This window comes from Tuberibacillus calidus DSM 17572, assembly GCF_000430685.1.
Classification (GTDB): domain Bacteria; phylum Bacillota; class Bacilli; order Bacillales; family Sporolactobacillaceae; genus Tuberibacillus; species Tuberibacillus calidus.
This window is the reverse complement of record NZ_AUMM01000042.1, coordinates 1-26,594: the sequence shown is the minus strand read 5'-3', so window position 1 is coordinate 26,594 and position 26,594 is coordinate 1. Positions and strand designations below refer to the sequence as shown.

General features: G+C 43.1%; 24 protein-coding genes, 2 tRNA genes, 2 pseudogenes and 1 other annotated feature. Of the genes and pseudogenes, 5 read left to right on the top strand and 23 right to left on the bottom strand.

Features of this window, described 5'->3' with window-relative positions:
* On the top strand, positions 1–297 hold a 297-nt coding region (locus tag H532_RS18615; RefSeq protein WP_245566455.1), incomplete at its 5' end, for a transposase.
* A 19-nt stretch (positions 298–316) separates the two neighbouring features.
* Here the strand turns inward: H532_RS18615 and H532_RS0110990 are convergent.
* From H532_RS0110990 to cspD, 8 genes and pseudogenes are all read right to left on the bottom strand, one after another.
* Positions 317–655, bottom strand: a pseudogene (locus H532_RS0110990) (amino acid permease); the annotation flags it as partial.
* A gap of 327 nt (positions 656–982) precedes the next feature.
* Positions 983–2,257, bottom strand: coding sequence for a uracil permease (uraA, locus tag H532_RS0110980; protein WP_027725521.1), 1,275 nt, complete (start codon positions 2,255–2,257; stop codon positions 983–985).
* Positions 2,258–2,411: 154 nt separating this feature from the next.
* Positions 2,412–3,077 (bottom strand): Bax inhibitor-1/YccA family protein, encoded by a 666-nt coding sequence (locus tag H532_RS0110975; RefSeq protein WP_245566454.1) that lies wholly within the window; start codon positions 3,075–3,077, stop codon positions 2,412–2,414.
* Between the two features lie 91 nt (positions 3,078–3,168).
* On the bottom strand, positions 3,169–3,345 hold the full coding sequence (locus H532_RS19930) for a YpzG family protein (protein ID WP_155995035.1): 177 nt from the start codon (positions 3,343–3,345) through the stop codon (positions 3,169–3,171).
* 11 nt (positions 3,346–3,356) lie between these two features.
* A complete protein-coding gene (gene sspK, locus H532_RS20360) occupies positions 3,357–3,518 on the bottom strand; it encodes a small acid-soluble spore protein K (RefSeq protein WP_155995034.1) in 162 nt (53 codons plus the stop codon).
* Positions 3,519–3,573: 55 nt separating this feature from the next.
* On the bottom strand, positions 3,574–3,759 hold the full coding sequence (locus H532_RS0110960; protein ID WP_027725518.1) for a hypothetical protein: 186 nt from the start codon (positions 3,757–3,759) through the stop codon (positions 3,574–3,576).
* Between the two features lie 110 nt (positions 3,760–3,869).
* A tRNA-Arg gene (locus H532_RS0110955) sits at positions 3,870–3,945 on the bottom strand.
* Between the two features lie 191 nt (positions 3,946–4,136).
* On the bottom strand, positions 4,137–4,337 hold the full coding sequence (gene cspD / locus H532_RS0110950; protein WP_027725517.1) for a cold-shock protein CspD: 201 nt from the start codon (positions 4,335–4,337) through the stop codon (positions 4,137–4,139).
* A 465-nt stretch (positions 4,338–4,802) separates the two neighbouring features.
* Between cspD and H532_RS0110945 the strand changes: the two genes are divergently transcribed.
* Together H532_RS0110945 and H532_RS0110940 are read left to right on the top strand one after the other, a co-directional pair.
* Positions 4,803–5,438 (top strand): deoxynucleoside kinase, encoded by a 636-nt coding sequence (locus H532_RS0110945; protein WP_027725516.1) that lies wholly within the window; start codon positions 4,803–4,805, stop codon positions 5,436–5,438.
* A complete protein-coding gene (locus H532_RS0110940; protein WP_051263274.1) occupies positions 5,431–6,093 on the top strand; it encodes a deoxynucleoside kinase in 663 nt (220 codons plus the stop codon). Before H532_RS0110945 ends, H532_RS0110940 begins: the two co-directional genes overlap by 8 nt.
* A gap of 227 nt (positions 6,094–6,320) precedes the next feature.
* On the opposite strand, the gene H532_RS0110935 is transcribed toward H532_RS0110940, so the two are convergent.
* From H532_RS0110935 to guaB, 6 genes are all read right to left on the bottom strand, one after another.
* Positions 6,321–6,413, bottom strand: a tRNA-Ser gene (locus H532_RS0110935).
* Between the two features lie 161 nt (positions 6,414–6,574).
* Positions 6,575–7,861 (bottom strand): serine--tRNA ligase, encoded by a 1,287-nt coding sequence (serS, locus tag H532_RS0110930; RefSeq protein WP_027725514.1) that lies wholly within the window; start codon positions 7,859–7,861, stop codon positions 6,575–6,577.
* A 52-nt stretch (positions 7,862–7,913) separates the two neighbouring features.
* Positions 7,914–8,123: a binding site (T-box leader), on the bottom strand.
* A gap of 58 nt (positions 8,124–8,181) precedes the next feature.
* Entirely contained in the window at positions 8,182–8,763 is a 582-nt protein-coding gene (pdxT, locus tag H532_RS0110925; RefSeq protein ID WP_027725513.1) for a pyridoxal 5'-phosphate synthase glutaminase subunit PdxT, read from the bottom strand.
* 33 nt (positions 8,764–8,796) lie between these two features.
* Entirely contained in the window at positions 8,797–9,681 is an 885-nt protein-coding gene (gene pdxS, locus H532_RS18610) for a pyridoxal 5'-phosphate synthase lyase subunit PdxS (protein WP_038112219.1), read from the bottom strand.
* Positions 9,682–9,906: 225 nt separating this feature from the next.
* On the bottom strand, positions 9,907–11,265 hold the full coding sequence (locus tag H532_RS0110915) for a D-alanyl-D-alanine carboxypeptidase family protein (RefSeq protein ID WP_027725512.1): 1,359 nt from the start codon (positions 11,263–11,265) through the stop codon (positions 9,907–9,909).
* A 385-nt stretch (positions 11,266–11,650) separates the two neighbouring features.
* Positions 11,651–13,108 (bottom strand): IMP dehydrogenase, encoded by a 1,458-nt coding sequence (guaB, locus tag H532_RS0110910; protein WP_027725511.1) that lies wholly within the window; start codon positions 13,106–13,108, stop codon positions 11,651–11,653.
* 118 nt (positions 13,109–13,226) lie between these two features.
* Between guaB and H532_RS0110905 the strand changes: the two genes are divergently transcribed.
* Entirely contained in the window at positions 13,227–14,165 is a 939-nt protein-coding gene (locus H532_RS0110905; RefSeq protein WP_051263273.1) for a YaaC family protein, read from the top strand.
* Here the strand turns inward: H532_RS0110905 and H532_RS0110900 are convergent.
* From H532_RS0110900 to H532_RS0110860, 9 genes are all read right to left on the bottom strand, one after another.
* A complete protein-coding gene (locus H532_RS0110900) occupies positions 14,141–15,217 on the bottom strand; it encodes an HD-GYP domain-containing protein (RefSeq protein WP_027725509.1) in 1,077 nt (358 codons plus the stop codon). The genes H532_RS0110905 and H532_RS0110900 overlap by 25 nt on opposite strands.
* Before the next feature lie 83 nt (positions 15,218–15,300).
* On the bottom strand, positions 15,301–17,760 hold the full coding sequence (gyrA, locus tag H532_RS0110895; protein ID WP_027725508.1) for a DNA gyrase subunit A: 2,460 nt from the start codon (positions 17,758–17,760) through the stop codon (positions 15,301–15,303).
* 65 nt (positions 17,761–17,825) lie between these two features.
* Complete coding sequence (gene gyrB, locus H532_RS0110890) at positions 17,826–19,751, bottom strand: DNA topoisomerase (ATP-hydrolyzing) subunit B (protein WP_038112217.1); 1,926 nt, start codon at positions 19,749–19,751, stop codon at positions 17,826–17,828.
* 164 nt (positions 19,752–19,915) lie between these two features.
* Positions 19,916–20,158 (bottom strand): extracellular matrix regulator RemB, encoded by a 243-nt coding sequence (gene remB / locus H532_RS0110885; RefSeq protein WP_027725506.1) that lies wholly within the window; start codon positions 20,156–20,158, stop codon positions 19,916–19,918.
* Between the two features lie 6 nt (positions 20,159–20,164).
* Complete coding sequence (recF, locus tag H532_RS0110880) at positions 20,165–21,289, bottom strand: DNA replication/repair protein RecF (RefSeq protein WP_027725505.1); 1,125 nt, start codon at positions 21,287–21,289, stop codon at positions 20,165–20,167.
* 52 nt (positions 21,290–21,341) lie between these two features.
* Complete coding sequence (yaaA, locus tag H532_RS0110875; RefSeq protein WP_027725504.1) at positions 21,342–21,569, bottom strand: S4 domain-containing protein YaaA; 228 nt, start codon at positions 21,567–21,569, stop codon at positions 21,342–21,344.
* A gap of 86 nt (positions 21,570–21,655) precedes the next feature.
* Positions 21,656–22,798: a DNA polymerase III subunit beta gene (dnaN, locus tag H532_RS0110870; RefSeq protein WP_027725503.1), complete on the bottom strand. Its 1,143-nt coding sequence runs from the start codon at positions 22,796–22,798 to the stop codon at positions 21,656–21,658.
* Positions 22,799–23,016: 218 nt separating this feature from the next.
* Positions 23,017–24,390, bottom strand: coding sequence for a chromosomal replication initiator protein DnaA (dnaA, locus tag H532_RS0110865; RefSeq protein WP_027725502.1), 1,374 nt, complete (start codon positions 24,388–24,390; stop codon positions 23,017–23,019).
* A gap of 647 nt (positions 24,391–25,037) precedes the next feature.
* Positions 25,038–26,201, bottom strand: a complete 1,164-nt coding sequence (locus H532_RS0110860) for a DDE-type integrase/transposase/recombinase (protein WP_211231971.1) — start codon at positions 26,199–26,201, stop codon at positions 25,038–25,040.
* A gap of 178 nt (positions 26,202–26,379) precedes the next feature.
* On the opposite strand from H532_RS0110860, the pseudogene H532_RS18605 reads away from it, so the two are divergent.
* Positions 26,380–26,594, top strand: a pseudogene (locus H532_RS18605) (UPF0236 family protein); the annotation flags it as partial.

The following is a 26,594-nucleotide window of genomic DNA, read 5'->3' as shown; positions in this document are numbered from 1 at the left end:
GGACCGAAACTGGGCCGGCCTTTAAAAGACAGTGAGGAAGACAGCGCCCAAAAACGAATAGAATACCAGGACGCCTTGGATCGGAACGCCGTCGAAGGCAAATTTGGCGAGGGCAAGCGTACATATGGGCTTGGTCTTATTCGAGCACGCCTTCGACAGACAAGTGAAACCGTCATTGCCCTGCAGTTTCTGGTTATGAACCTTGAAAAGATCCTTCGGGATACTTTTTTTTCCTTTTTTCACTTGATCATTCGTCAGGTATTTTCATGTCACAAACTGCGAGTGGTAAGCTTTTGATCAAAATGTAGGTTGTTCAGTAGTCCCTAATTACCGCCACATTCCCAGCAAAATCGGCCACCCAATAGCCCCATGATACTAAATAACCAGAAAGTATGGCGCTTTTTGATCCTTCCGAAAAAATTGCCTGGGCATACATTTGCGGCCCACCCGTTAATTTTGGCTTTGTCATGGCAAGGTTACCAAAAATAAGAGCGATAAATAACACACCAATACCCGTTAAAATCCAAGTAAACAACACGCCTCCGGGGCTTGCCGCTTTGGCTAAATCACTCGGTAGCATAAAAATACCCGAGCCGACCATATTGCCCACTACTAAGGCCGTTAATATCCAAAAACCCAAAGGTTTATTCGACATGATTTCTCTCCTCCAAAAACATAAGATGACTGCACTTTCTTTATTTAATTCTCTGATGTACTAAAGTGTAACATGTTTGTCCATATGCGGCAATGGGTCAAAATTTGGAAATGAATGGTAGAAAATATATCGGATTTTCATGCCAGATAAGGGCAACTAAGATTTGGCCTTCACCCAAAAGGATTGGCAGAGCCAATTTTCCTTAGAACAAAAATACGTGAACACTGCCCAAATCGGTTCGGTGATCGTCATTTCTTTTAAAAGAAAATAGGGCTGACTCAAAAGTCCAGGTAAGCCCCCCCTTATGAGCCAGCCTCAATTTCTTGTTTATTCTGAGTCATTGGATAAATGTAAGACGTTGATCAATTTGAAGAACAGGCTTAAAACAATCGCCACAATCGTTGCCAATCCCATTCCTTTTAACTGAATGGAGAAAAAGTTCAAGGAAACCCCGCTTAGGCCAACAAATAAAACGACACAAGTTAAAATCATATTTTGTGAACGACCGTAATCAATTTTCGATTCCACAAGCATGCGAATGCCGGATACAGCAATCACACCAAATAAGAGCAAAGATATGCCTCCCATGACAGGGCTAGGAATGCCTTGGATCAATGCCGATAATTTGCCTAAAAAAGACAGAATAATCGCGGCCACCGCAGCCCCGCCAATCACCCATGTGCTATACACGCGGGTAATGGCCAATACACCGATGTTTTCCCCATATGTCGTATTAGGTGTCGAACCGAAAATCCCGGAAATTAATGTTGAAATACCATTCCCCAATAACGAACGGCCGAGCCCAGGGTTTTTCACTAAATCCCTTTCTACGATATTGCCTGTGACCACAAGGTGACCAATATGCTCAGCAATCACGACAAGCGCCGCTGGAGCGATTGTGGCAATGCTTGCCCAATCAAAAGATGGCGTATAAAACGTCGGTAATGCCAACCAGTGTGCATGAGCCACCGCTTTAAAATCGACAAATCCATAGAAGTAGCTAATCACATAGCCGCAAACGATCCCAATTAGAATCGGAATAATTTTTAAAAATCCGCGAAACATGACCCAACCAACTACTGTAATAAGCAACGTGAGGACAGACACGGTAACGGTTGCCGAATCCGGGGACCAGTTAGCCTTCGCACCATCTGGGGCAATCCATCCTGCCATTTTTGCCGCGGTTGGTATGAGTTCCAAACCAATGACGCTTACAATCGCACCCATCGCAGCGGGAGGGAAAATGACATCTAACCAACCGGTTCCTGCTGCTTTAATAATAAGAGAAACAATGATAAAAATGAGACCGACAATGATAAAACCGCCAAGCGCTGCAGAATACCCTTTGGAAGCCAAAACGACCCCTACAGGAGAAATAAAAGCAAAACTGGAGCCCAGATAAGCGGGAATTTTCCCCTTACAGATAAAAAGATAAAGCAATGTCCCAATGCCATTTAAAAGTAAGATCGTTGCCGGGTCGACATGAAATAAAATCGGAACGAGAACCGTCGAACCGAACATGGCAAATAAATGCTGTAAACTTAAGGGCAGGCTTTTTAAAAAGGGCAGTTTCTCATCGACTTGAATGACCTTTTGTTCCATAAAAAAATCCTCCTCAACCGAAGGTATCATGACATCTTCATTAGTATAACTTAAATTCAACACGAAAAGACATCTTTTTTCGCTTTTTTTGACTCATTTTGAAAAAAAGCGATGTGGCCGTCCACCGGGCAAAAAAAAAGCCGGGTTGCCCCGGTCAATCACGATTTATAACGCCGATAAACTGTAAAATGTAGAGAAACAAGTTGACAAGGTCTAAATAAATACAGACGACGATGAGGGGAATATCCCTTTCCGCAAAGCCTTCAATCGTTAAGCGGCTGAAATCGTATAAGGTATAACCCACAAAAATCAGAATGCCGAAAGCGGAAAAAACCAATTCCGCTGTATTAGAAAACGGAAAAAAGAATTGTAAAATACCCATGCCGATCAAGGCTATTACTGAAACGAATAAGAAACTGCCCAGAAAACGGAAATCATGTTTGGATATCATGGCATAGGCAGCCGTACCGCCAAAGGCAAAAGCAGAAATCGCAAACGCCCTTAAAACCGTTAAACCGCCGAGGGTGCTGATGTAATAACTGATGGCTGGAAAAAGCGTTAACCCGCTCACAAACATAAACGCAAACATCATCCCGTAGCCAATCGCTTTATGCTTACGGGCTGAAATCATGAGAATAATCATGACAATTTCAACGATAAAAAGCGGTAAAAACAGGGGTTTGGGGACGCTTTGGCCCACAAATAAGCCAAATGTCGCAACAAGTAATCCTAAAAACAATGCCCCGAAAAATTTCGCATAAGGTTTTTCGCCATGTATCACCATTGATTCCATAAAACCCACGCATCCTTTCGCATTCATCCTTTTCCCTCTTACTTACGATTATACTGGCAACAAGGTTTCATGAACACCATTTTCTCATGTGAAAAGAGGAGTATGGAACTCCTCTTTTCTACAAATACATGTTTTGTTGACGGCTTCGGACACGGCGAATTTGTCCTTGTTGCGATGCTTTTGTCTCCCCATTGATTTGTCGAGAGGCGTGCTTTGGATTGGCTCTTGGTGATTGAAACGGGTCCGTGTAATGATACTGTTGTGACTCCTGTTTTAATTCTTGCCATTTATCCATCATTAGCCACCTCAGTCATTTTGGTGTCTCGATTGATTGGATTGAACCATGCGCGACATCGGCTGTGTCCGAAGTCTACCGTTCGGGCTTTTCGGGGAAAATTCCGACTTCGCCCGCGGTTGAATGGAATTTTCGTTTTGCACAGAATACGCCTTTTCTTCACGGTCCACCATAACCGATCCACCTTTCATATGGGGATAACTTTATTTTTGACATCTACACTTTTCTCTATTTACATGTGGGTTTGGAAACATTCTCCTTTATTCCAAAACCAAACCGCTGATCCTTTAACTTTGGCAATTGGCTATGGCGGTCATTCATTTCATTCAATGTGATAAGATCATCCACCTTGGCACTTGGTGGAATATTATTGTTTTGCGCGGCTTCTTCATTTAACTTCTCATTGCTAGCCATCAGTCCACCCCCTTTATCTATAGTGTCGTTTAATTTGAAACACCATATGCTCATCAACCTAAAAGAAAAAACCACCTGCCTTAATGACAGATGGTTGGGTATGTATGGTATGGCGGCCCCGAGAGGATTCGAACCTCCGACGCACGGTTTAGGAAACCGACGCTCTATCCACTGAGCTACGGGGCCAACAAAACGCTCTCCGATAAAGACACATCAGTTATTATACAAAAAAAACAGCCTGTTGAAAAGACCTTATCATCACGCTTTCGTTGGTGCTTAAGGAAATACGGCACAAGATCTTTCCTCCATCAAAGGCCGAAAGTCATCCTAAGAAAGAAAAGCAGCCCAGATTAACCGGGCTGCTGTTGTTCTACAATTTACAGTTTTACAACGTTGGCTGCTTGTGGGCCGCGGCTGCCTTCAACGATTTCGAATTGGACTTCTTGGCCTTCTTCAAGGCTTTTGAAACCTTCTTCTTGAATAGCGGAATAGTGAACGAAAACGTCATTGCCGCCTTCAACTTCGATAAAGCCATAACCTTTTTCTGCGTTGAACCATTTTACTTTACCGTTTTGCATGTGAATCCTCCTAAAACCTTGCGCAAGAGGCGCAACTTTAATCTAACCATTTCAACCACTTACATAAGTACCTAAAGCAATCAATAAGACCTTCGCTTGGGAGTGCAGGAGGTAAAAACTACACTCTTCAAACGAAGGTCCTTCATTCTTACTTCCTTGCTTATATAATATAGTAAAATGGTTGACTTTACTTTACCATAGCCCCTTTAAGTTGTCAAACATATAAGAAAGCGATCCCATTACAACTATTTCCTCAAAACCCACAATAATACAAAAAGTTAGGATCCCTTGTCGATTTTTGCGTCTTCCATCATCACTAAAAAAACGTTACCATAAAAGTCTTTTTTGCCTCTTCCTTTCAATGATACAATAATATATATTTTAAAAGCGTCATTTTTCGACAGCCTTTATAAAAATAATCATCTTTTTTGTCTTTATTTATTTTTGAAGAAAAGAGGGATTCCTTTGGTTGTACCTTATATAGCGATCGAAGGTCCAATCGGTGTTGGAAAAACAACACTTGCGCGGGCCATCGCCGAGCGCTTTCATTTTCAAATCATAGAAGAGGTCGTCTCCGCCAATCCTTTTTTAAAGGCTTTTTATGAAGACATGACCCACACGGCCTTTCAAACCGAAATGTTTTTTCTTATGGATCGCTTTCATCAACAGGAACGCGTTCAGCACCTGTTACAGAATGGGCAACCCGTTGTAAGTGATTACCATATTTTAAAAAATCAACTATTTGCCAAAGAAACGTTAAAACCCGATTATCATGCGAAGTTTGAACAAATTTTTGAGATTTTAACGGCGGATTTTATCAAGCCGAATATCGTCATTTATCTGAAGGCTCATTTAGATAATCTCATGAGCCGTATTAAAGAACGAGGGCGACCTGAGGAAACCCATTTATCAAAAGACTATTTACACCGCATCGCAGAGGCTTATGAACAATGGATTCCCCAATTTCAATTGGAAAATCAAGATGTACAAATCATCACGGTTGAAACCGATACCCTTAATTTTGCGAAAAACAAGGACGAACTCGATTGCTTTTTAAATGATCTTCATCAAATGTTGAAAGAGGAATGGGAATATGCATAATGAAGCCGCACGGCTGTTTCCGAAAAAAGCCTTAATCAGTATCGCAGGCCCTGTTGGCATCGGAAAAACGACGTTTGCAGAAGCGCTAGCCTCTCGAGTGGGTTATGAGCTTTCTTTTGAAAAAGTTACGGGGAATCCTTATTTGGATGCTTTTTATCAAGACTTTAAACGTTGGGCGTTTCACTTACAGATTTATTTTCTCGCCGAACGGTTTAAGGAACATAAACGGATGCACGTATCCCCACACGGTTTCGTTCAAGACCGCTCCATTTATGAGGATACCGATATTTTTGCCCGTATGCATTACGAGGAAGGCAATATGACGGAAACTGATTACCATACCTATAAAAGCCTGTTTGAAGCCATGGTCTTGACGCCATACTTTAATAAACCAGATGTATTGATTTATTTGTACGGCTCTTTGGACAAAATCATCCAAAGAATCCATGATCGGGGAAGAGAAATGGAAAAACAGACACCCGTGAGCTATTGGGAAAAGATGGTGGAACGTTACGATGAATGGATTACCAATTTCAATCAATGTCCCGTCATTAAAGTGCATATTGACGATTATGACCTTAAAAATGAGCCGCAAAGCCTTGAACCGATCTTATCGGACATCGCCTCCGTGTTGAAAACTAAACAAACGGTTTAAAGCTAAAGCGACAGGTTATACCATACCATAATAAGTTATATAAAGAGGTTGATCGTTACGTCAGCCTCTTTTTTTGCAAAAAAACTTGGCCCTGCCTAGCTTTTTCAGCAAGGCAGAGCCTTAGTTGTTCGTATGCAGGTCTGAAATCGTATCCGTACAAAAAAAGCCATTCCCCCTAAGAATGACTTTTGACTATCTCCAATTTTCGCGTCAATCTATATCCTATATGGCGGAGGAGGAGGGATTCGAACCCCCGCGAGCCGTTAGGCCCCTGTCGGTTTTCAAGACCGATCCCTTCAGCCGGACTTGGGTACTCCTCCGCGACAACATTTATCATAACACATGTTCAATTTATAAGCAAGAACTGTTTTGTAGAAAGTTTTACCTGTCCCCTGACTTGATTATCTTGTACTTGAAAACCCCCACTGCCTCGCGTTGGCGCAAGTGGGGGTGGAGTCGGAGTCTTTTCCAGAATGGAGGTTCAAGGCTTCGTGATTTTTTTAATGCCTCTCATGTATGGTTGCAATACTTCCGGAATGAGGACGCTCCCGTCTTCTTGCTGATAATTTTCCAAAATGGCGGCGACGGTTCTGCCAATGGCAAGCCCCGATCCATTCAACGTGTGCACGAATTCCGGTTTCTTTTTGGCTGGATCTTTTCTTCGGAAGCGGATCCCAGCACGACGAGCTTGGAAATCCTCAAAGTTTGAACACGAAGAAATTTCCCGATACGTATTGTAGCTTGGCAGCCAAACTTCGAGATCATATTTTTTAGCAGCCGTAAAACCTAAATCCCCTGTGCACATCTTCATGACGTGATAAGGAAGGCCAAGAAGCTGCAAGACCCGTTCGGCATGCCCCGTTAATTTTTCCAATTCATCGTAAGAATCCTCAGGTTTCACAAACCGGACGAGCTCCACTTTGTTAAATTGATGTTGGCGAATCAAGCCTCTTGTATCACGGCCTGCCGAACCCGCTTCAGAACGGAAACATGCGCTGTAAGAACAATAAGCAATCGGAAGATCGTCCTCCTCAAGTATCTCTTCCCGATGGTAGTTCGTCACCGGTACTTCCGAAGTGGGGATCAGAAAATAATCCTCTTCCCGGATTTTAAACGCATCTTCTTCAAACTTTGGAAGTTGGCCGGTTCCGGTCATGCTTGACCGATTGACTAAATATGGCGGGAGCATCTCCTGATACCCATGTTCTTCGGCATGAAGGTCCATCATAAAATTAATCAATGCCCGCTCAAGTCTAGCCCCTAATCCTTTATAGAAAACAAAACGACTACCGGTGACTTTTGCCGCCCGTTCAAAATCTAAAATATCCAAATCCCGGGCAATTTCCCAATGCGGTTTTGGTTCAAAAGTAAATGATGGGATTTCACCCCATTTTCGGATTTCCACATTATCCTCTTCACTCTCACCCACCGGCACGCTTTCATGTGGGATATTAGGGATGGATAACATTAACTGCTCTAGCTCTTCTTCCACTGTCCGCAAAGCCTCATCCAATCCTTTGATGCGCTCGCTGACAGCTTTCATTTCTTGAATTAACGAATCCGCATTCTCTTTATTGCGCTTTTTTTGCGCGATGTCTTGGGAAACCTCATTGCGTTTGGCCTTTAAAGTTTCCGACTCCAAAATGAGCTCCCGCCGTTTTTGATCCAGTTCCGGAAACTTTTCAAAATCGGTAAGGTCCTCCCCGCGTTTGCTTAATTTTTTCTTAATGTCATCATAATTTTCACGGACAAATTTTAAATCAAGCATCGATGTCAATCCTCCTTTAAGTGTTCTTAAAAATTAAAAACTCTCGCCCTTAATAAGGGACGAGAGTTTACCCGCGTTGCCACCCCAATTACTTGCCTAGCAAGTCACTTCATTCGGATAACGGCCCGCGGCCGGGTGAGCCTACTCAAGTTCAGCGCACCGATTCAGGGATGGATTCACAAAGCGTTTTGAGCGGTTCGCACCATCCACCGCTTCTCTGAGCAAAACGGCCTTTGCTACTAGTTCCCATCATCATCATTACGAGCGATGCTTTTATTTAAGTAATTTACACAACCGTTCAAAAAAATGCAAGCCTTATTTTATTTATTTTGTGCTTCTTCCACCATCTTAACGAAATATTGATGGAAGCGCGCATCATCGGTCAATTCCGGATGAAAAGCACATGTAAGAAAATGACCTTGTTTTGCCGCCACAATTTTATCCTCATACCGCGATAAAACGTCCACATCAGGGCCAACATCAAGAATATACGGCGCGCGAATAAACACACCATTAAAATGGTCGGCAATCCCTTCAATTTTAAGATCAGCTTCAAAGCTTGCGACTTGCCGGCCAAAGGCATTCCGGCGCACATTGATGTCCATCAAGGCTAAATGTGGCCCCTTTTGTCCTTCAATTTGTTTGGCCATAAGGATCAAACCCGCACATGTTCCAAAAACCGGCTTATTCTCAGCAAAACGTTTAATCGCATCAAACAGCTGATACTGGTCCATTAAGCGACGCATCGTCGTGCTTTCGCCGCCCGGCAAAACTAAACCGTCCAGTCCCTCTAAATGATCGACCCTTTTCACGATTCGCGTTTCAGCCCCGGATTTTTCTAAGGCTTTGACATGCTCGGGGATCGCTCCTTGTAAACCTAAAACGCCAATTTTTACAGCCATTGTCATCATTCCTATAGATGTAAATTCTTAGAGTCATTCACTGCGCAGGCTCATGCGGTCGGCTTCCGTGAGCGTCGCCATGTCCAGTCCCTTCATCGGTTCACCGAGACCTTTGGAAAGTTCCGCAATCAACTCATAATCTTCATAGTGCGTCGTCGCTTCGACGATGGCCTTCGCGTATTTGGAAGGATTGGCCGATTTAAAAATGCCTGAACCAACGAACACACCGTCAGCCCCCAGATGCATCATCAGAGCAGCGTCTGCCGGCGTTGCGACACCACCGGCGGCAAAGTTGACGACAGGAAGACGGCCGAGTTTTTTAATTTCAAGGAGAACATCAAACGGCGCGCCTAACTCCTTCGCTTCGGTCATCAGCTCATCTTCTGACATGCCGACGATTTTGCGAATTTGGGCATTCACAAGGCGGAGATGTTTGACGGCTTCGACAATATTGCCGGTCCCCGGTTCACCTTTCGTCCTTAACATGGATGCGCCTTCGCCGATGCGCCGTGCCGCTTCACCTAAATTGCGGCAGCCGCAAACGAATGGCACTGTAAAATTCCTTTTATCGATATGAAAACGGTCGTCTGCCGGTGTCAAAACTTCACTTTCATCGATGTAGTCGACACCCATGGCTTCCAACACTCTTGCCTCTACGATATGGCCGATGCGGCACTTAGCCATGACTGGAATCGAAACGGCATTCATGACTTCTTCAACAATGGTGGGGTCCGCCATTCTCGCGACACCGCCAGCAGCACGAATGTCCGACGGAACGCGTTCCAATGCCATAACGGCAACAGCACCAGCATCTTCGGCGATTTTCGCTTGTTCCGCATTAACAACGTCCATGATGACGCCGCCTTTTTGCATTTCAGCCATTCCGCGTTTTACCCTGTCAGTTCCTGTTTGAGCCATTACAAAGCCTCCCTGCCCTTTTGATCATACGGTTGTTTTTATATTGTCCGCTATCGTTATAATAACTCAAAAGATATGGCGATGCGAGTAATCACCATTTCCATCTTTTTTAAAGAAGATTTGATTTTACCAAGCTTTCTCTAAGGCATAACATAAGCAGCCCTTACGACGGTGTCTTTCTTACCCATTTAAAAAATCCCCCGCCAATTGACGGGAGATTTTCCATTAGAACCAGCCTTTGACCATGTCAACGGCACCGGAAAACAAGCCGCCAATGAAACCGCCAATGGCACGGAAAAGAAGCACGAACCAATTGGCTTTATCGACCGATCCAGTCGTGACGACAGGCACTTTCACATCACCATAAAGAAAGTCTGGTTTTTCGCCTTTCCCTTTATATTCAAGGGTGATGTATCCGACTTTTTGTCCTTTTTTGACGGGAGCCTTTAATTTCCCATCTTTCGTCAAGACAGACTTGTCCAAATGCAGCACCGGCTTATACTGTTTACTTTCACCGATTTCCACCGGGATCGTTATACCAGATTTGGCTGCGATTCCAACATTACGGGCTTTGCCTTTTGCAACTGGCAACGTTTTATGATCTTTAAATTGATAACCAGCGTCGATAATTTTTTCATTTTTCGTTTGTTGGAAGCCATAATCATAGAGTTTTTTTGTCTCCAAAAAACGCGCGCCTTCAGAATCCGTACCCATAACGACGGAAATAAAGCGGCGGTCGCCTTGTTTGACCGTACCTGTGAAACATTCTCCGGCGGCATCGGTAAATCCGGTTTTCAAACCATCAACACCAGGATACTTATAATCTCTCATATTAGGCCCGAACCCCGGCAACATAAAGTTATAGTTTACCATGTGAACGACTTCACCCGGACCAGCAATAAAGTCTTTTTCCGGGATGCTTGAGACTTGTAGGGCCTCCGGATAGTCCTTGACAATATGGTAAGCAATTTTAGCTAAATCGCGAGCAGAAATTAAGTTCGTCTCTTTTGGCCCACCCGTCGCAATGTATTTGCCGAGATCAACATTATCCAATCCGGAACTATTAATATATTTTGTTTCGGTCATGCCGAGTTTTTTAGCCGTGGCATTCATTTGTTTCACAAAATTGGCTTCACTACCGCCGCCAAGAAGCTCAGCTAAAGCGATAGCAGCAGCATTCGAGGAATAAATGGCCAATGCCTCATAAAGGCTTTTCACCGTATACTTAAAATCGCGGCGTAATGGTACACCTGAAAAATCGGGATTATGGGAGATGTCTGAAGCCTTTTGGCTGATTGGCACAATCGTGTCCCATTTAATTTTCCCATCATGAACAGCCTTTTGAACCAAATATTCAGTCATCATTTTGGTCATACTAGCTGGCGGGTACATTTGATCTATATTCTTTTCGTAAAGAATTTTTCCTGTCTTAACATCTACTAAAATAGCGGATTTCGCTTTAATATTTAATCCATCACGATTTCCTTCGGCCTTGGCAGTCATAGGTGACCATAGAGCCGATCCTATGAGCATCATAGCTAAAAATAATGCCGTTTGACGTTTGAATTTTTTGAAGAAATTCAACAAGTACACCTCCGAATAAAATCACATAAAATCATTTTAACATAGGCCAAGGCATATAGAAAACATAGCTCTGCTTAAGAAAAATTTGGAGATGCTAAGGAAAACTTGGTAATGCTAAATAAAACTTGGTGATGCCAAGCCTTTAAGGCGTAGGCAGAGCCTTAGTTGTCCTTATGCTTGGTTAAACAACCGTGCAAGCCTTTTAGGTAAAGGCAAAACCTTTGTTATCCTTATGCTAGACTAAAAAGGATGTCTTGACTTATCAGTACAAGCCTATTAGGTAATTCGTTTCGCTTCTACTCACCTTGAAAATTAAATATTTTTACCAGCACAAGAAAATTAGGAGAATAATGGGTATTCTCCTAATTCTTTTTCAACATTTTCATCACATAGAGTAATTGGGAGCTTCTTTAGTAATTTGGATGTCATGCGGGTGGCTTTCTACAAGGCCAGCATTGGTAATCCGTGTAAACATCGCTTTTTCTCTGAGTTCTTGAATCGTTTTTGTCCCGCAATAGCCCATGCCTGCACGCAGTCCTCCGACCAATTGATAAATCGTGTCTTGAAGTGCGCCTTTATACGGGACGCGGCCTTCAATGCCTTCCGGAACAAGTTTTTTCTGTCCTTCTTGAAAATAGCGATCTTTGCTGCCTTTTTCCATCGCCCCAATCGAACCCATGCCTCTGTAGACCTTATATTGGCGTCCTTGGTAAATTTCTTTCTCCCCTGGGCTTTCTTCCACACCAGCCAAGAGGCTGCCGAGCATCACTGCATGACCACCAGCGGCTAAAGCTTTCACGATATCACCGGAATATTTTATACCGCCATCGGCGATGATCGCTACGCCGTGTTTATTCGCTTCCGTCGCACAATCGTAAATCGCCGTGATTTGTGGAACGCCGACACCGGCAACGACTCTTGTTGTACAGATGGAACCAGGTCCAATGCCAACCTTAATGACGTCTGCACCAGCTTCAATGAGATCTCTCGTCGCTTCGGCAGTGGCGACATTACCAGCAATTAGGTTCAGCTTAGGAAATGCCGCTTTAATCTTTTGGACTTGTTCTAAGACGCCTTTAGAGTGACCATGAGCGGTATCAACCACAATGGCATCAACTCCGGCCTCGACGAGCTGTTTTACACGGGCCATAGCATCTTTCGTTACGCCAACGGCTGCTGCCACAAGTAGCCGCCCTTGAGCATCCTTGGCGGCATTGGGAAATTCAATGACTTTTTCAATGTCCTTAATTGTAATTAAACCTTTCAGCACACCGTTTTCATCGACAAGCGGCAATTTTTCAATTTTATGCTTTTCTAAAATCTTTTCAGCTTCTTCCAAGCTTGTCCCAACGGGAGCGGTAATGAGATTTTCTTTCGTCATGACATCTCTGATGGGGATGGAGTAATCTTGAACGAATCGCAGATCACGGTTCGTAATGATGCCAACAAGGTGCTGGGTTTCATTGACAATTGGTACGCCGGAGATTCGATACTTCGACATAAGGTGTTCGGCATCGTAAACTTTATTTTCGGGGGTTAAAAAGAATGGATTGGTAATTACGCCGCTTTCCGAACGTTTAACGCGGTCCACCATTTCTGCTTGTTCTTCGATGGACATGTTTTTATGAATAACACCTAAACCGCCTTGCCGAGCCATAGCTATCGCCATATCTGCCTCAGTCACCGTATCCATTCCGGCACTGATTATGGGGATATTGAGTTTTAACGTTTCGGTTAACTCGGTTTTAACGGAGACATCTTTTGGCAATACTTCCGATTTAGCGGGAAGTAAAAGAACGTCATCAAAGGTTAGTGATTCTTTTTTAAATTTATTTTCCCACATTTTTTACACCTCTTCGGAGATAGATAAGCGGAAATTTTTATTTAGCTTAACAATCCCAGTTGGTTTGGTCAAGGCATGCCGCCAAAGTTCTATTTTTCAAAATATCGGAGGAAACATTGTGTACAGTGATGATGTTTGGGCTTGGTTTTTGCCTTTTTCTTCTACGGATTATACTCGGCATTTTTTGAAAGCCATTTACGAAAAGAACGGGGTTCAGGAACCGCTATCAAACAGTTATAAAAACGCGGATCCCTTTTGTTTTTATATTGAACATGGAAAGAAATTTTATAGGCAAACGATGTGCGCGCCATATGAATTAAAGCCGATTCTGCTTTTTTACGGGGTGACACAATTATTAAAAGCTTGTCTTTTAACGGTTGATCCCGATTATCCAAAAAATGCCTCTGTTCTTGCCCACGGGGTTTCAGCGCGAAAAAGGAAAAAGAGCCGTTACGAATTTTTACAAGATACGGTGCAAATACAAAAAAGCGGTCTTTTCTCCTATGCTAGCCAGCACTTATTTGCCGCATCGCCCATGGATGGTATAAAACTCAAAATGGTTGACCTCATGCAGTCCATCCCTGACCTCCATCCACTTTACGAACGATTATTAAATCGGTCGTATTGTTATCCTGTTTTTGCCCACGATGACGGCACTTATTCGGTAACGGATGACATTCTGAATGAATTACATATGGCCAAAGACCGCTTTTTTCACTTTTTATCCCAATATATCGAACCCGTCCGTCAACCTGTGCAAAAGCGTCTTGTTTTCCGTGTTATTAACCCAGCCGTCTTTCTGCGTGATATAAATGGAAAGTGGTATTTATCATGTATAAAAAGTAATTATCCGCCCATCAGTGAACCGCTTGTTCATTATTTACTGCTTTATAACTTAAGCATGATTGCTCGTTATGAAACCGAATGGTGGTACGTTTTACATATGGAACATACATCTATCGATCTTCCGCTCATTCATTTTTTCCTTGATGTAACGGAAAAAAAGTTTCCGTTGCTCATTGCTGAATGGCTTCATGATAAAATGTCTTCAATATAAAGGTCGGGATGATTAGCTAAAGCCAAGGTCGCACCGTTTTCCAAACGAACAATCGGGCGAGTCGGTTTCTGGGGGTCAGTAAAAACAATTTCAGCGAGTTGATGGTTGGACAACATGACCTTTGTCCCCAAAGAAAAACGGGCTATCTCATCCATAAGCGAAGATATTATTTTATGGTCGAATTTTCCAAATTGGTCATGGTATATCATCTCTAAAACTTTAAAAATCGGGTGTTTCGGCCTGTACGGTCTTAAACAGATCATCGCATGGAAAACATCGATAACAGCAATCACTTTTCCGTACGGATGCAGCTGTTCATGGCTTAATTTTAATGGATATCCGCTACCATCAAGGCGTTCATGATGTTGCAAAACAGCTAAGACGACTCCCTCTTTGACGGTCGGCAAATCCTTTAACATTTGGTAACTATAGATAGGGTGTTTTTCCAGCAAAAGGTATTCTGTTTTCGTGAGCCGATTCGCTTTTTCATATACGCTCGGCGGCAACTTAGCCATGCCACAATCGGCAAGCAGTCCGGATAACCCAATCTCATAAACTTCTTTTTTGGAATAATGGAGTTTCCTAGCAAAATACGCCGACATTAACCCAACCGCAACCGCATGATGAAATAAATAATCAGCTTTTCCCGAATAAAGATAAAGACTCATCAATTCTTTTGGTGCGGATAAAAATTGATCAATTAAGGGATTGAAGAAACCAATTACCGAAAAAATATCGACAGGTTGGCCTTTTTGCCATGATTGAAAAAACGTTTTATATTTTTGAACCCCTTCAAAATAAGCTTGAATCAAAGGGTTGTCGGATATGTGTTCATCCTGATTTTTATTCGTTAACGGTTGTTTCGGTAAAAATGGTTCCCCGTTATTAAGAAACGGCTCCACTTCTACTTCATCAATCAAAAAGGCCTCGAGGACGTCAAGATGTTCTTTTGTGAGAACCGTCTTTCTTGTCATGATCGGTTGTGCCGTTCGAACATAAATATCATTCAATAACACACACCCTGGAACAAGATCCGCCCGTTTCGCTTTCATCCTTAATTTCCCCTTAATAACGGTTGTTTGTTCTTTTTAGAAAAGGGAATCAATTCACTTGATTCCCTTCTTCCCTCATCGATTTATTCTTGATGGTTGCTTTCGCCTTCAGTTTCTTCTTCGTTTTGGATTCGCGCCACGGTGGCGACTTCATCACCGTCTGCCATGCGAATTAATTTGACCCCCATTGTATTTCGGCCGAGTCGCGAGATCCCTGAAACAGCCGTGCGAATAATGATTCCGCTTTGCGTGATAATCATCAAATCTTCATCTTCTTTGACCGTTCTAAGCGCGACCATCTCACCGTTCTTTTCGGTAATATTGCATGTTTTAATGCCTTTGCCGCCGCGGGTTTGCAGGCGATAATCCTCAATTGGTGTCCGTTTGCCATAACCTTTATTCGTAACAATTAAGATATCTGTGTCCTCTTCAATAATACCCATGCCGACTACTACATCGTGCGGAGATAATGTAATGGCTTTAACACCGGTGGCAGTTCTCCCCATTGGGCGAACATCGGTTTCTTTAAAACGAATCGCAAGGCCATTTCTTGTTCCAATGATAATTTGTTCATTCCCATTCGTCAGCCGTACGGCGATTAACTCATCTTCTTCTCGAATGCTAAGAGCGATTAATCCGCCTTTTCTAATATTGGAGAACTCAGAGAGCTTTGATCGCTTAATAATGCCTTTTTTCGTTAAGAAGACGAGATAGCAAGACGGGTCGAACGCTTCAATTGGGAAGACCGCTGTGATATGTTCGTCTTTCTCAATTTGAATGAGATTGATAATCGGGATGCCTTTTGCCGTTCGGCCGTATTCCGGAATTTCATAACCTTTCAACCGATAGACTTTTCCCTTATTCGTAAAAAATAAAACGTAATGATGGGTATTCGTTGGGAAAAGATGTTCGACAAAATCATCTTCATGCGTGCCCATCCCCTGAATGCCACGGCCACCGCGATTTTGGCTCTTATAAAGATCAATCGGCATCCGTTTAATATAACCGTGATGGGTTAACGTCACGACGATTTGTTCACGCGGAATAAGGTCTTCATCCTCAAACATGTCAGAGCCGACAGTGATCTCGGTCCGCCGCGTATCATTGTACTTGTCTTTAATTTCCGTGAGTTCCTCACGAATGATCTCCAGAACTTTTTCCTCGTCGGCAAGGATGGCCTTTAATTTTCCAATCAACTGAACGAGTTCTTGATATTCAGACTCGATTTTCTCCCTTTCAAGGCCTGTTAAACGCTGCAGGCGCATATCCAAGATAGCCTGTGCTTGTTCATAAGTGAGTTGGAAACGTGTCATTAAACCTTCCCGGGCAATATCTGTTGTTTCAGACCCACGTATCAAATTAATGATTTCGTCGATATGGTCCAAAGCAATCCGCAGGCCCTCTAATATATGCGCACGGGCTTCGGCTTTATCCAATTCATATTGCGTTCTTCGGGTTATAATTTCCTTTTGATGGTCAAGATAATAGGCAAGGCATTCTTTAAGATTTAAAACCTTCGGCCGGTCATTAACAAGCGCTAAAAGATTGATCCCAAAGCTTGTTTGTAAAGCGGTATGTTTGTACAAATTATTTAAAAGCACATTGGCATTGACGTCACGGCGAATTTCAATCACAATGCGCATACCGTTTCGGTCGGATTCATCACGAAGGTCTGTAATGCCTTCAATCCGCTTTTCTCTGACCAACTCAGCGATCTTTTCAATCAGCTTCGCCTTATTCACTTGGTAAGGCAGTTCCGTTACGATAATGGATTCCTTACCATTTGCCGCTTGTTCAATTTCGACCCGCGCCCGAATCGTGATCGAGCCTCTCCCTGTATGGTAGGCGCGGCGAATGCCTTCTCGGCCGAGAATAATGCCTGCCGTCGGAAAATCTGGACCCGGGATATATTCCATTAATTCATTGATTGATATATCCGGATTTTTGCTTAAGGCAAGAATACCGTCAATGACTTCGCCTAATTGGTGGGGAGGGATATTTGTCGCCATCCCAACAGCAATCCCGGAAGCCCCATTGACGAGCAGATTTGGAAAGCGAGCCGGTAAAACTACCGGTTCCTGCTCTGAGCCGTCATAGTTGTCCCGGAAATCGATAGTATTCTTTTTAATATCGCGCACCATCTCCATTGAGATTTTTGACATGCGCGCTTCCGTATAACGCATCGCTGCCGCTGAATCACCATCGATGGAACCAAAGTTGCCGTGCCCATCGATTAATTCATAACGATAGTTAAAATCCTGAGCCATCCGAACCATTGTTTCATAGACGGCTGCATCGCCGTGCGGATGATATTTCCCGATAACTTCACCGACAATTCTTGCAGATTTTTTGTATGCTTTATCCGCTGTCATTCCGAGTTCATTCATCGCATATAAAATTCTGCGATGAACAGGTTTAAGCCCATCCCGCACATCGGGAAGAGCGCGACTAACGATGACACTCATGGCGTAATCCAGAAAGGATGTCCGCATTTCTTGGCTTATGTTCACCGGTTTGACGCGCGGTTGTTGATTATCAGACATAACAAACCTCCGTCCTAAACTCGTTTCCTACCGAGTGACGTTTGACAACTAATTGGCACCGCGTCTTATATGTCGAGGTTTTTGACAAACCGGGCATTTTCTTCAATGAAATGCCGCCGCGGTTCCACCTTATCTCCCATCAGCACTTCAAAAACTTCATCTGCTTCCATCGCATCTTCTAAACTGACTTGAAGGATCACGCGGTTTTTTGGATCCATCGTCGTTTCCCAAAGCTGATTAGGATTCATTTCACCCAAGCCCTTATAACGCTGAATGGATGGCTTTGGGGATGTGCCAAACTCTTTCAATTTCTCTTCTAGTTCCCTGTCATTATAGGCATATTCCACACGTTTACCTTGTGAAATTTTATAAAGCGGGGGTTGGGCAATATAAATATACTTTTTCTCAAGCATCGGTCTCATATAGCGATAAAAGAATGTCAATAATAATGTCCGAATATGGGCTCCGTCCACATCGGCATCGGTCATGATGATAATTTTGTGATAGCGGGCTTTTTCGATGTCAAAATCTTCGCCGACACCCGTCCCGCATGCCGTGATGATGGCGCGAACCTCGTTATTGGATAATATTTTATCAATCCGGGCTTTTTCCACATTTAAAATCTTCCCTCTGAGCGGAAGAATCGCCTGAAAATGCCTGTCCCGTCCTTGTTTCGCTGAACCACCCGCGGAATCGCCCTCAACGATATAAAGTTCTGATATGGATGCATCTTTTGAAGAGCAATCCGCCAATTTCCCCGGTAACGAGGAAACCTCCAGGGCCGACTTGCGGCGCGTTAATTCACGCGCTTTTTTCGCTGCGGCTCGAGCGCGTTGCGCCATCATGCCTTTTTCCACAATGGCTTTAGCGATATCCGGATTTTCTAACAAATAACGTGAAAAAGCTTCTCCGAATAGCGTTTCGGTGATGGTTCGCGCTTCAGAGTTTCCAAGTTTCGTTTTCGTTTGTCCTTCGAATTGCGGGTCCGGATGTTTAATAGAAATAATTGCGGTTAACCCTTCGCGGACATCTTCACCGGATAAATTTTGGTCGTTTTCTTTTAAAAATTGATTTTTTCTTGCATAATCATTAATCACTCGTGTTAAAGCGGTTTTAAAGCCGTATTCATGGGTTCCGCCTTCGTGTGTGTGAATGTTATTGGCATAGGAATAAATTTTACTTGCAAAGCCTTCGTTGTATTGCATGGAGATCTCGACGGTGATGCCGTCTTTTTCCCCTTCGATGTAGATCGGTTCTTTGTGCAAGACATCTTCTGTGCGATTCAAATAGGTCACAAAGGATTTGATGCCGCCTTCATAGTGGTACTCGGCTTTTCGTTCATTTTCTTCCCGCTCATCGATGAGTATTATCCGTATGCCTTTATTTAAAAACGCCAACTCCCGGATGCGTTGGGAAAGCACGTCAAATTCGAATCGGGTCGTTTCCGTAAAGATTTCCGGATCCGGAATAAAGTGCGTTTCCGTACCAGTTTCCTCTGATTCCCCGATGATTTCGACATCATTGACCGGAACCCCGCGGTGATATTCTTGGAAATAGACATAGCCATCACGATATACCTTGACCCAGCATTTGGACGACAAGGCATTGACGACGGATGCCCCTACACCATGCAGCCCGCCGGATACCTTATATCCCCCTCCGCCGAATTTACCGCCAGCGTGAAGAACGGTCATGATGACTTCGAGAGCAGGGCGCCCGACTTTTTCATGGATACCAACAGGAATACCACGACCATTATCTCTAACCGTCACGCCACCGTCCTTGGTGATGACCACTTTTATTTCATCACAATAGCCCGCCAAAGCTTCGTCAATGCTATTGTCGACGATTTCCCAAACTAAATGGTGAAGGCCGCGTGCACTGGTTGATCCAATGTACATCCCCGGCCGTTTCCGAACGGCTTCAAGGCCTTCCAGCACTTGAATTTGGCTCTCATCATAGGTATCTTTTTTTACTTGATCTTCCAACATACAAAGTCACCTGCTTTCCAAAACAAGGGTCGTCCCGATTTTCTTGTACTGGTATGAAAGTATATCATTTAACAGGCCAGCAAAAGGGCAACATTGGCTCCGCCTTTTCCGTCCAAAAGGCTTGGTCAAGTCGAGTTTCCCTTAGCAAATAATGGTTTGGCCCGTTAAGTCATCGTTTGTTCGGAACGTTTTTTTAATGTGTTAGGAGAAAATGGGGAAAAATAGAGACAATCACCCGTCAAGATGACCGATTTAATGTTTTCCCCACCGATACGGATAAACGTTTTGTTCTCCATGACTTTTTGAATAAATGATCGGTTCCGTTCATCTTGAAAAAGGTTGTATTGAAAGATGGCGATGACTTCATTGGCTTTAATGACGACATCCTCACCTAAATGAATGAACATGGCTTATCAGTCCTTTACAGATGCCACAGAGCCGTCTTTAACGTAAAAAGAACGAGCATCCTTGAGCATTTCCTGTCCGATCCCTGAGACACTCGTCGTTGTGACTATGGTTTGGACCCGCTCTTTGAAAGTGCCTATAAGATGCGTTTGCCTTTGGTCATCCAATTCGCTGAGGACATCATCCAGAAGTAGTAATGGATATTCACCGACTTCATTCGCAATCAGTTCAATCTCGGCGAGTTTCAATGACAGGGCGGTTGTCCGCTGCTGACCTTGCGAGCCAAACGTTTGCACATTTTTTTCATTTACATAAAATTGCAGATCATCTCGATGGGGGCCAACGAGCGTTAGCCCGCGCTCTATTTCCTTATCAAACACTTGATTAAACGCTGAAAGCATTTCCTTTTTTATCCTTGACAAATCCGTTTCATCTGATACCTCGCCAACACTTGAACGGTATTGAATCGAGAGTTCTTCATGGTCATTCGTAATGCTGCGATGAATTTGGTTGGCCCACTCTCTTAAGTCACGAATGAAGCGATTTCTCCGCGCGATAATTTCACCAGCAAGTTCTACCAATTGTTCTGTTAAAATCTCAATTAAAGCGAGGACAGATGGAGCCTTGCGATTTGTCTGTTTCAAAAGCGCATTGCGCTGAAGCAGCGTTTTTTGATACTGTGCCAGACTGTGAAGATAAATCGGTTGAATTTGGCCAATCTCCATATCCAAAAAACGCCGTCTTAAACCAGGACTGCCTTTGACGAGTTGGAGATCTTCGGGACTGAACATTACCACGTTACAAAGGCCGATATATTGACTTAAGCGTTTCTTCTCAAGGTGATTGGCTTTTGCTTTTTTTCCTTTTTTGGACAGCGTTAGTTCCAAAGGAATACTGCCGCTGTTTTTACTTACTCTTCCTTCTATTTTAGCATAATTTTCTCCCCATTGGATTAATTCTTTGTCATGGGGTGTTCGATGGGATTTAGCCATCGCTAAAACATAAATGGCTTCCAATAAATTGGTTTTCCCTTGCGCATTTTCTCCGATAAACACATTGACTGAGGGGTTTAAATCAATCGCTGTCTGAACATAATTTCTAAAATGTTTAACGTTAATAAACTCGAGAAACAAAAAAGTACCCCCTCAAATAGGAAATTTAAAGGCACTTATTTTCAATCGGCCGTTACGATGATTGAGCGATCCGATAGGCGCCGCATCCTTCAATGCGGACTTCATCGCCGGCAAACAGCTTCCTGCCGCGGCGGTTTTCAAGTTGGTCATTGACATAAACTTGATTTTCTAAAAGAAACCATTTGGCTTGGCCGCCAGTCGCAATTAATCCAGCGATTTTGAGCATTTGGCCGAGTGTCAAATACTCAGCATCATTTTTGAGATGGATGGTTTCCTGCATCTTAAGCAACCCTTTCCGAAATCCTTTTTGAAAAAAAGAAAAGGCATCCGGTCCTTTGTGGAGCCTTTTCTCTCTATTTCGACCGTTTAGTTGGTTCGAACGGGTAAGATCAACATCAGTAAATCCGGGTCGTCAACCGGTTTTAAGATAAACGGTTTCATTGCTCCCGTAAATTGAATAATGAGTTCTTCGGAATCGATGCGGTTTAAAGCATCCATCATATATTTTGCACTAAAAGAAATTCTTAATTCCTCACCACTGATCTTGTTGGCTGGAACGTTTTCGTACACGCGGCCAACTTCAGGTGATTGAGATAAAATTTCTAAAGAACTTTGATCAACCGTTTTCAGTTTCACTAAATTATTGCGTTCATCCCGGGCAAGAAGAGACGCGCGATCAATCGCTTGCAATAAATCTTTTGTTTTTAACACTACTTCTGTTTTGACATCATTAGGGATAAGCCCTTCAGTTTCAGGATATTTTCCTTCTAAAAGCCTTGAATAAAACTGAATATGATCGGTTTTAAATAAAACCTGATTATCTGTCGCAATCATTTCGACAACATCTTGGTCGCGGTCATCCAATATCTTTCCGAGTTCATTTAAACTTTTCCCAGGGATGACGAGATTGGTTATCGTGTGGTTTTCTTCGACGTCCATTGTTACCGTTCTTCTTGCAAGACGATGACTATCCGTCGCCACACATTTTAGAGTTTTGTTTTCAAATACCCAGTTTGCTCCAGTTAGGATGGGGCGATTTTCAGATGTCGAAACAGCGTAAACCGTCTGGCGGATAATCTGTTTTAAAAGATCTTTACGGATCGATAGGGTATTTTCCTCTCTTAATACCGGTAGGCGTGGATATTCATCGGCATCCATCCCGTTTAAATTAAACTCGGAATGACCGGATTGAATGCGAGTCATCAGGCGCGAATCAACTTCAATGGTTACGGTATCATCCGGAAGCTTTTTAACAATATCCGCAAAATAGCGAGCTTGTAGGACAATGCTCCCGGGTTTTATGATTTGAATATTTTCAATGCCATTTTCCTCAGTGGGAATAAACGCTTGAATAGTAATGTCTGAATCGCTACCCGTAAGCGTCAATCCGCCGGAAGTCGCTGTAATTTTTATACCTGTAAGAATGGATATCGTTGTTTTCGATGAAACGGCTCTCATGACGTCATTTGTGCATGCCACCAACTTGTCTTTGGCCACAATGACTTTCATGGCTAAACCTTCTTCGACCGCCATCGAGTGGATTGCGTCAGCCAAGATTATTCCTCCTGAGATACTTATTTTTTATAAAAAAAGAATAGAAGTAATAGTAATAGGCACTGTGAGTTTGTGTATAAATCGTTTGAGTTCAGAAAATCTCAATTATCCACATGTGCATAAGTTGTGCATAAATGCCATGTTTACGGCAGACTTTTAAAACAGGCTGTGGATTAAACGGATGACTTTAATTGATTGGTAATCTCTTTAATGCTTTGTTGCAGAGTCATGTCGGTTTGCAGCATTTTAGAGATTTTTTCATGGGCATGAATGACTGTCGTGTGATCACGTCCGCCGAATTCCTCACCAATTTTCGGAAGGGAGAAATCCGTTAATTCCCGAGATAAATACATAGCAATTTGTCGCGGAAAAGCAATCGATTTCGTGCGTTTTTTCGCTGAAAAGTCTTCTAGTTTCAGATGATAATGTTCTCCGACTGCCTTTTGAATATCTTTGATCGTGATGGTTTTCGGTTTGGACGAAGGGATGATATCTTTGAGTGCTTCCGCAGCTAAGTCGACATTTATATCTTGATTGATTAATGAGGAGTAAGCGACAACGCGGATTAAAGCACCTTCCAACTCACGGATGTTCGTGTCGATTTGGTTGGCGATATATAACATCACTTCGTTTGGCATGTCCAAACCTTCTGCCCGTGCTTTTTTCTTTAGAATGGCGATTCGCGTTTCTAAGTCTGGGGGGGTAATATCCGTAATGAGCCCCCATTCAAAGCGCGAGCGCAGCCGATCCTCCAAAGTGGGGATTTCTTTAGGCGGTCGATCACTCGAGATAATGATTTGCTTCATATCCTCGTGCAAGGCATTAAAGGTATGAAAAAATTCTTCTTGAGTGGATTCTTTTCCAGCTAAAAATTGAATATCATCAATTAGTAACACATCGACGTTACGATATTTATCCCGGAAATGGTCGGCCTTATTGTCTCGAATCGCATTGATAAATTCATTCGTGAACTTTTCAGATGATAAGTAGACGACTTTTGCATTTGGATTATGTTCAAGAACATAATGGCCAATCGCATGCATTAAATGGGTTTTCCCGAGCCCAACGCCACCATATATAAATAATGGATTATAAGCCTTTGCCGGGGCTTCAGCCACCGCCAGGCTCGCTGCGTGAGCAAAGCGATTTCCTGCACCGATGACGAAAGTATCAAAGGTATATTTTGGATTTAACATGTTTTTCTTTGGGTCTTTGGTGTTTTTATCCATGGATTGCACCGATGTTCTTTTGGTGCTCTGAGGTGTATGAAAGCGGCTTTCATCAAAGTCGTCTGTTCCTTTTTGTGGAATAATAAAATTAACGTTGATTTCAGACCCTGTTAAATCCGTTAAAATTTCTAAGATGAGTTCGGTGTAATGGTTTTCCAGCCAATCCCTTGCAAATTCATTAGGAGCAGCGACAACAAGCGTATGATCCTTATATGAATGAGCGGATGTGGCTTTTAACCAAGTTTCATAGCTGGGTTTGCTTACTTTTTTTTTCAATGAAGCAAGGACTTCATTCCATAGCTGATGAATATCGTTCAAAGGTTTCCCCCCTTTATTGTGCACCAAAAATTTTATTCACATGGGCATTCGACTCTATTCGCGCTATCCCATCACTTATCGACATTTTTTACACCCTTGTGGATAAGGGTATAAACAGGCCGTGTAAAAATGTCCACAAAAATATCCACAAGCTGTGGAAAAGAGCAAGCGTTCTATGAATTGGAAACAATAATGGTAAACATATCATAACAAAAGAAAACCAGACAATCAATGGATTTAACCCATTTATCCACAAAGTATTAAAAGTACGTAAAGTAGGTTTTAAACAGGGTGTGAATATGTGAAAAAAATGTCGATGGTTTGAGAGTAAAGAAAAACACCATTAAAGAATTATCCACATGTGGATAAACACGCCGACCAACCCGTTATCCAAGCATGGTGTCAATAAAAGTTCACGAAAAGATACTGTTTTTATTTTTGGGGATTAAGTTATACTGGAGAAGATAGCCTTTAACGATTGACCCAAAAATGGATCGATACGGGAGACCCGTGTCAACTCAAATAAAAATGTTACCGAAGATATATAGCTAACTCATATAAGAATGTTACTTAATAGTGGTTAAGCTGATATCATTGAGTGGTGGATCCCTTCCCCCTCGGGGGAAGGGATGGAATATTTTAACATGTTATTGTTTCACCGTTTTTTCCAATTTTTGAATCGGCCCAATAGCGATGAGGTTACTGATTGTACGATGGAGCTCGAGTGGGTTGATATAGGCTTGAATATCCAGTAGCTGTTGCTTCGTATCGTTGGAAAGAACGCCCGATTCGATGAGACGCTGTAAGGGAGTTCGAGCTTCATCATAACGTTTTCTGAGCTTCTTTCCCCGGCGCTCCTTGGCTATGACTTTGCGCATGGGCAAAATGAGATTGGCGTCAAGATCTACATGCTCGTACACATCGTTTAACCATTCTACTTCTTCCGATGTGTCGTAACGTTCATAGCCAACGAAATCGCGGACATATTGCCTGTTTTTCTGCTCAGCGTGGGCATTGTCATTTTTCTTATAAGGGCGGCTTCGGGTAAATTGGAGTTCCTCTGATTGACAAAATTTAACGAGATGACTATTTAGAAACTCACTGCCATTATCCGAATGCAGTCCCCAAGGGCGAAAGGGCCATTCTTCTAAAAGGTATTGAATAGCCCCGACCACCACGGCTTGACCGCGGCCAAGGACGGCTCGTCGCCGACTGTAGCCTGTTACAATATCAACAACCGTTAGCGTATAGGCGAAATGCCCGTGGGAATTTCCACCGTTATGTTCCACAAGGTCGATTTCTAAGGCGCCGGGTTTTTGTTCATCCCAATCGTACCGCTCAACGGGAACGGCGCTTAACGGCCCGGAGGACGGCTTTGGACGCGGCATTCGCCGTTTGGCTTTGGGCGTTTCCATTCGCTCAAGATAACGCCCTAGTGTCGCTCGACTTATTTGCCCCAATTGATCTAGGATCGTGGGCGTGAGGACTAATTCCCCATGCCTTTGAAGGCTTTGGGCTGTCGCAACGAGTACGGGGTGTAACCGCTCTGCACAGGGATAATCTAATGCTTCCCAGGCAAGCTGTATCGTTGGAATCGCCTCCTTGTAATAGAGCGGTTTTTGCCGATGCTTAGACTTAGGTTTTTTCGGTTCGGTACGATTGAATTCGCGGATCACATGTTTACGATGGTATCCAAGTGTACGGACCGTTTCGTCGATTATTTGACTTTTTTCCTGGCGAGATAGCACCTTGGCGTAACGGCGGCGTTGGACATCCAAATACTCTTGGCGGCTAGAATACGACATATTCATACACATCCCCTCGGTAACATTTCGATGTGAGTGAGCCGTATTCCTTTGAGTAACATTTTACATGAGTGATTGGTATGTGTAAAATATTTCTCGAAGCAAAATGATGGAAAAAAATAGAGAAGGCACTCTAACATAAATGTATGCCACCAAGCAAATACATTTGAAGAGAGGCCTTCTCATGGAAAACATTATACCAAAAATATACCAATTGTTAAATGAAACTCGCGATTTTATTTCGTTTGAAGAACAGCTTAAACGGCTGATGTACAGCACATTTGCCGACGTGATGGGCATTGTCTTTGGTCAACTCGATGAAGCCATTGTGAATGAAAAAAGAAAAGAAGGATGGAAAAGAGAACGTAAAGATAAAAAGACGTTGACGTTTACTTTTGG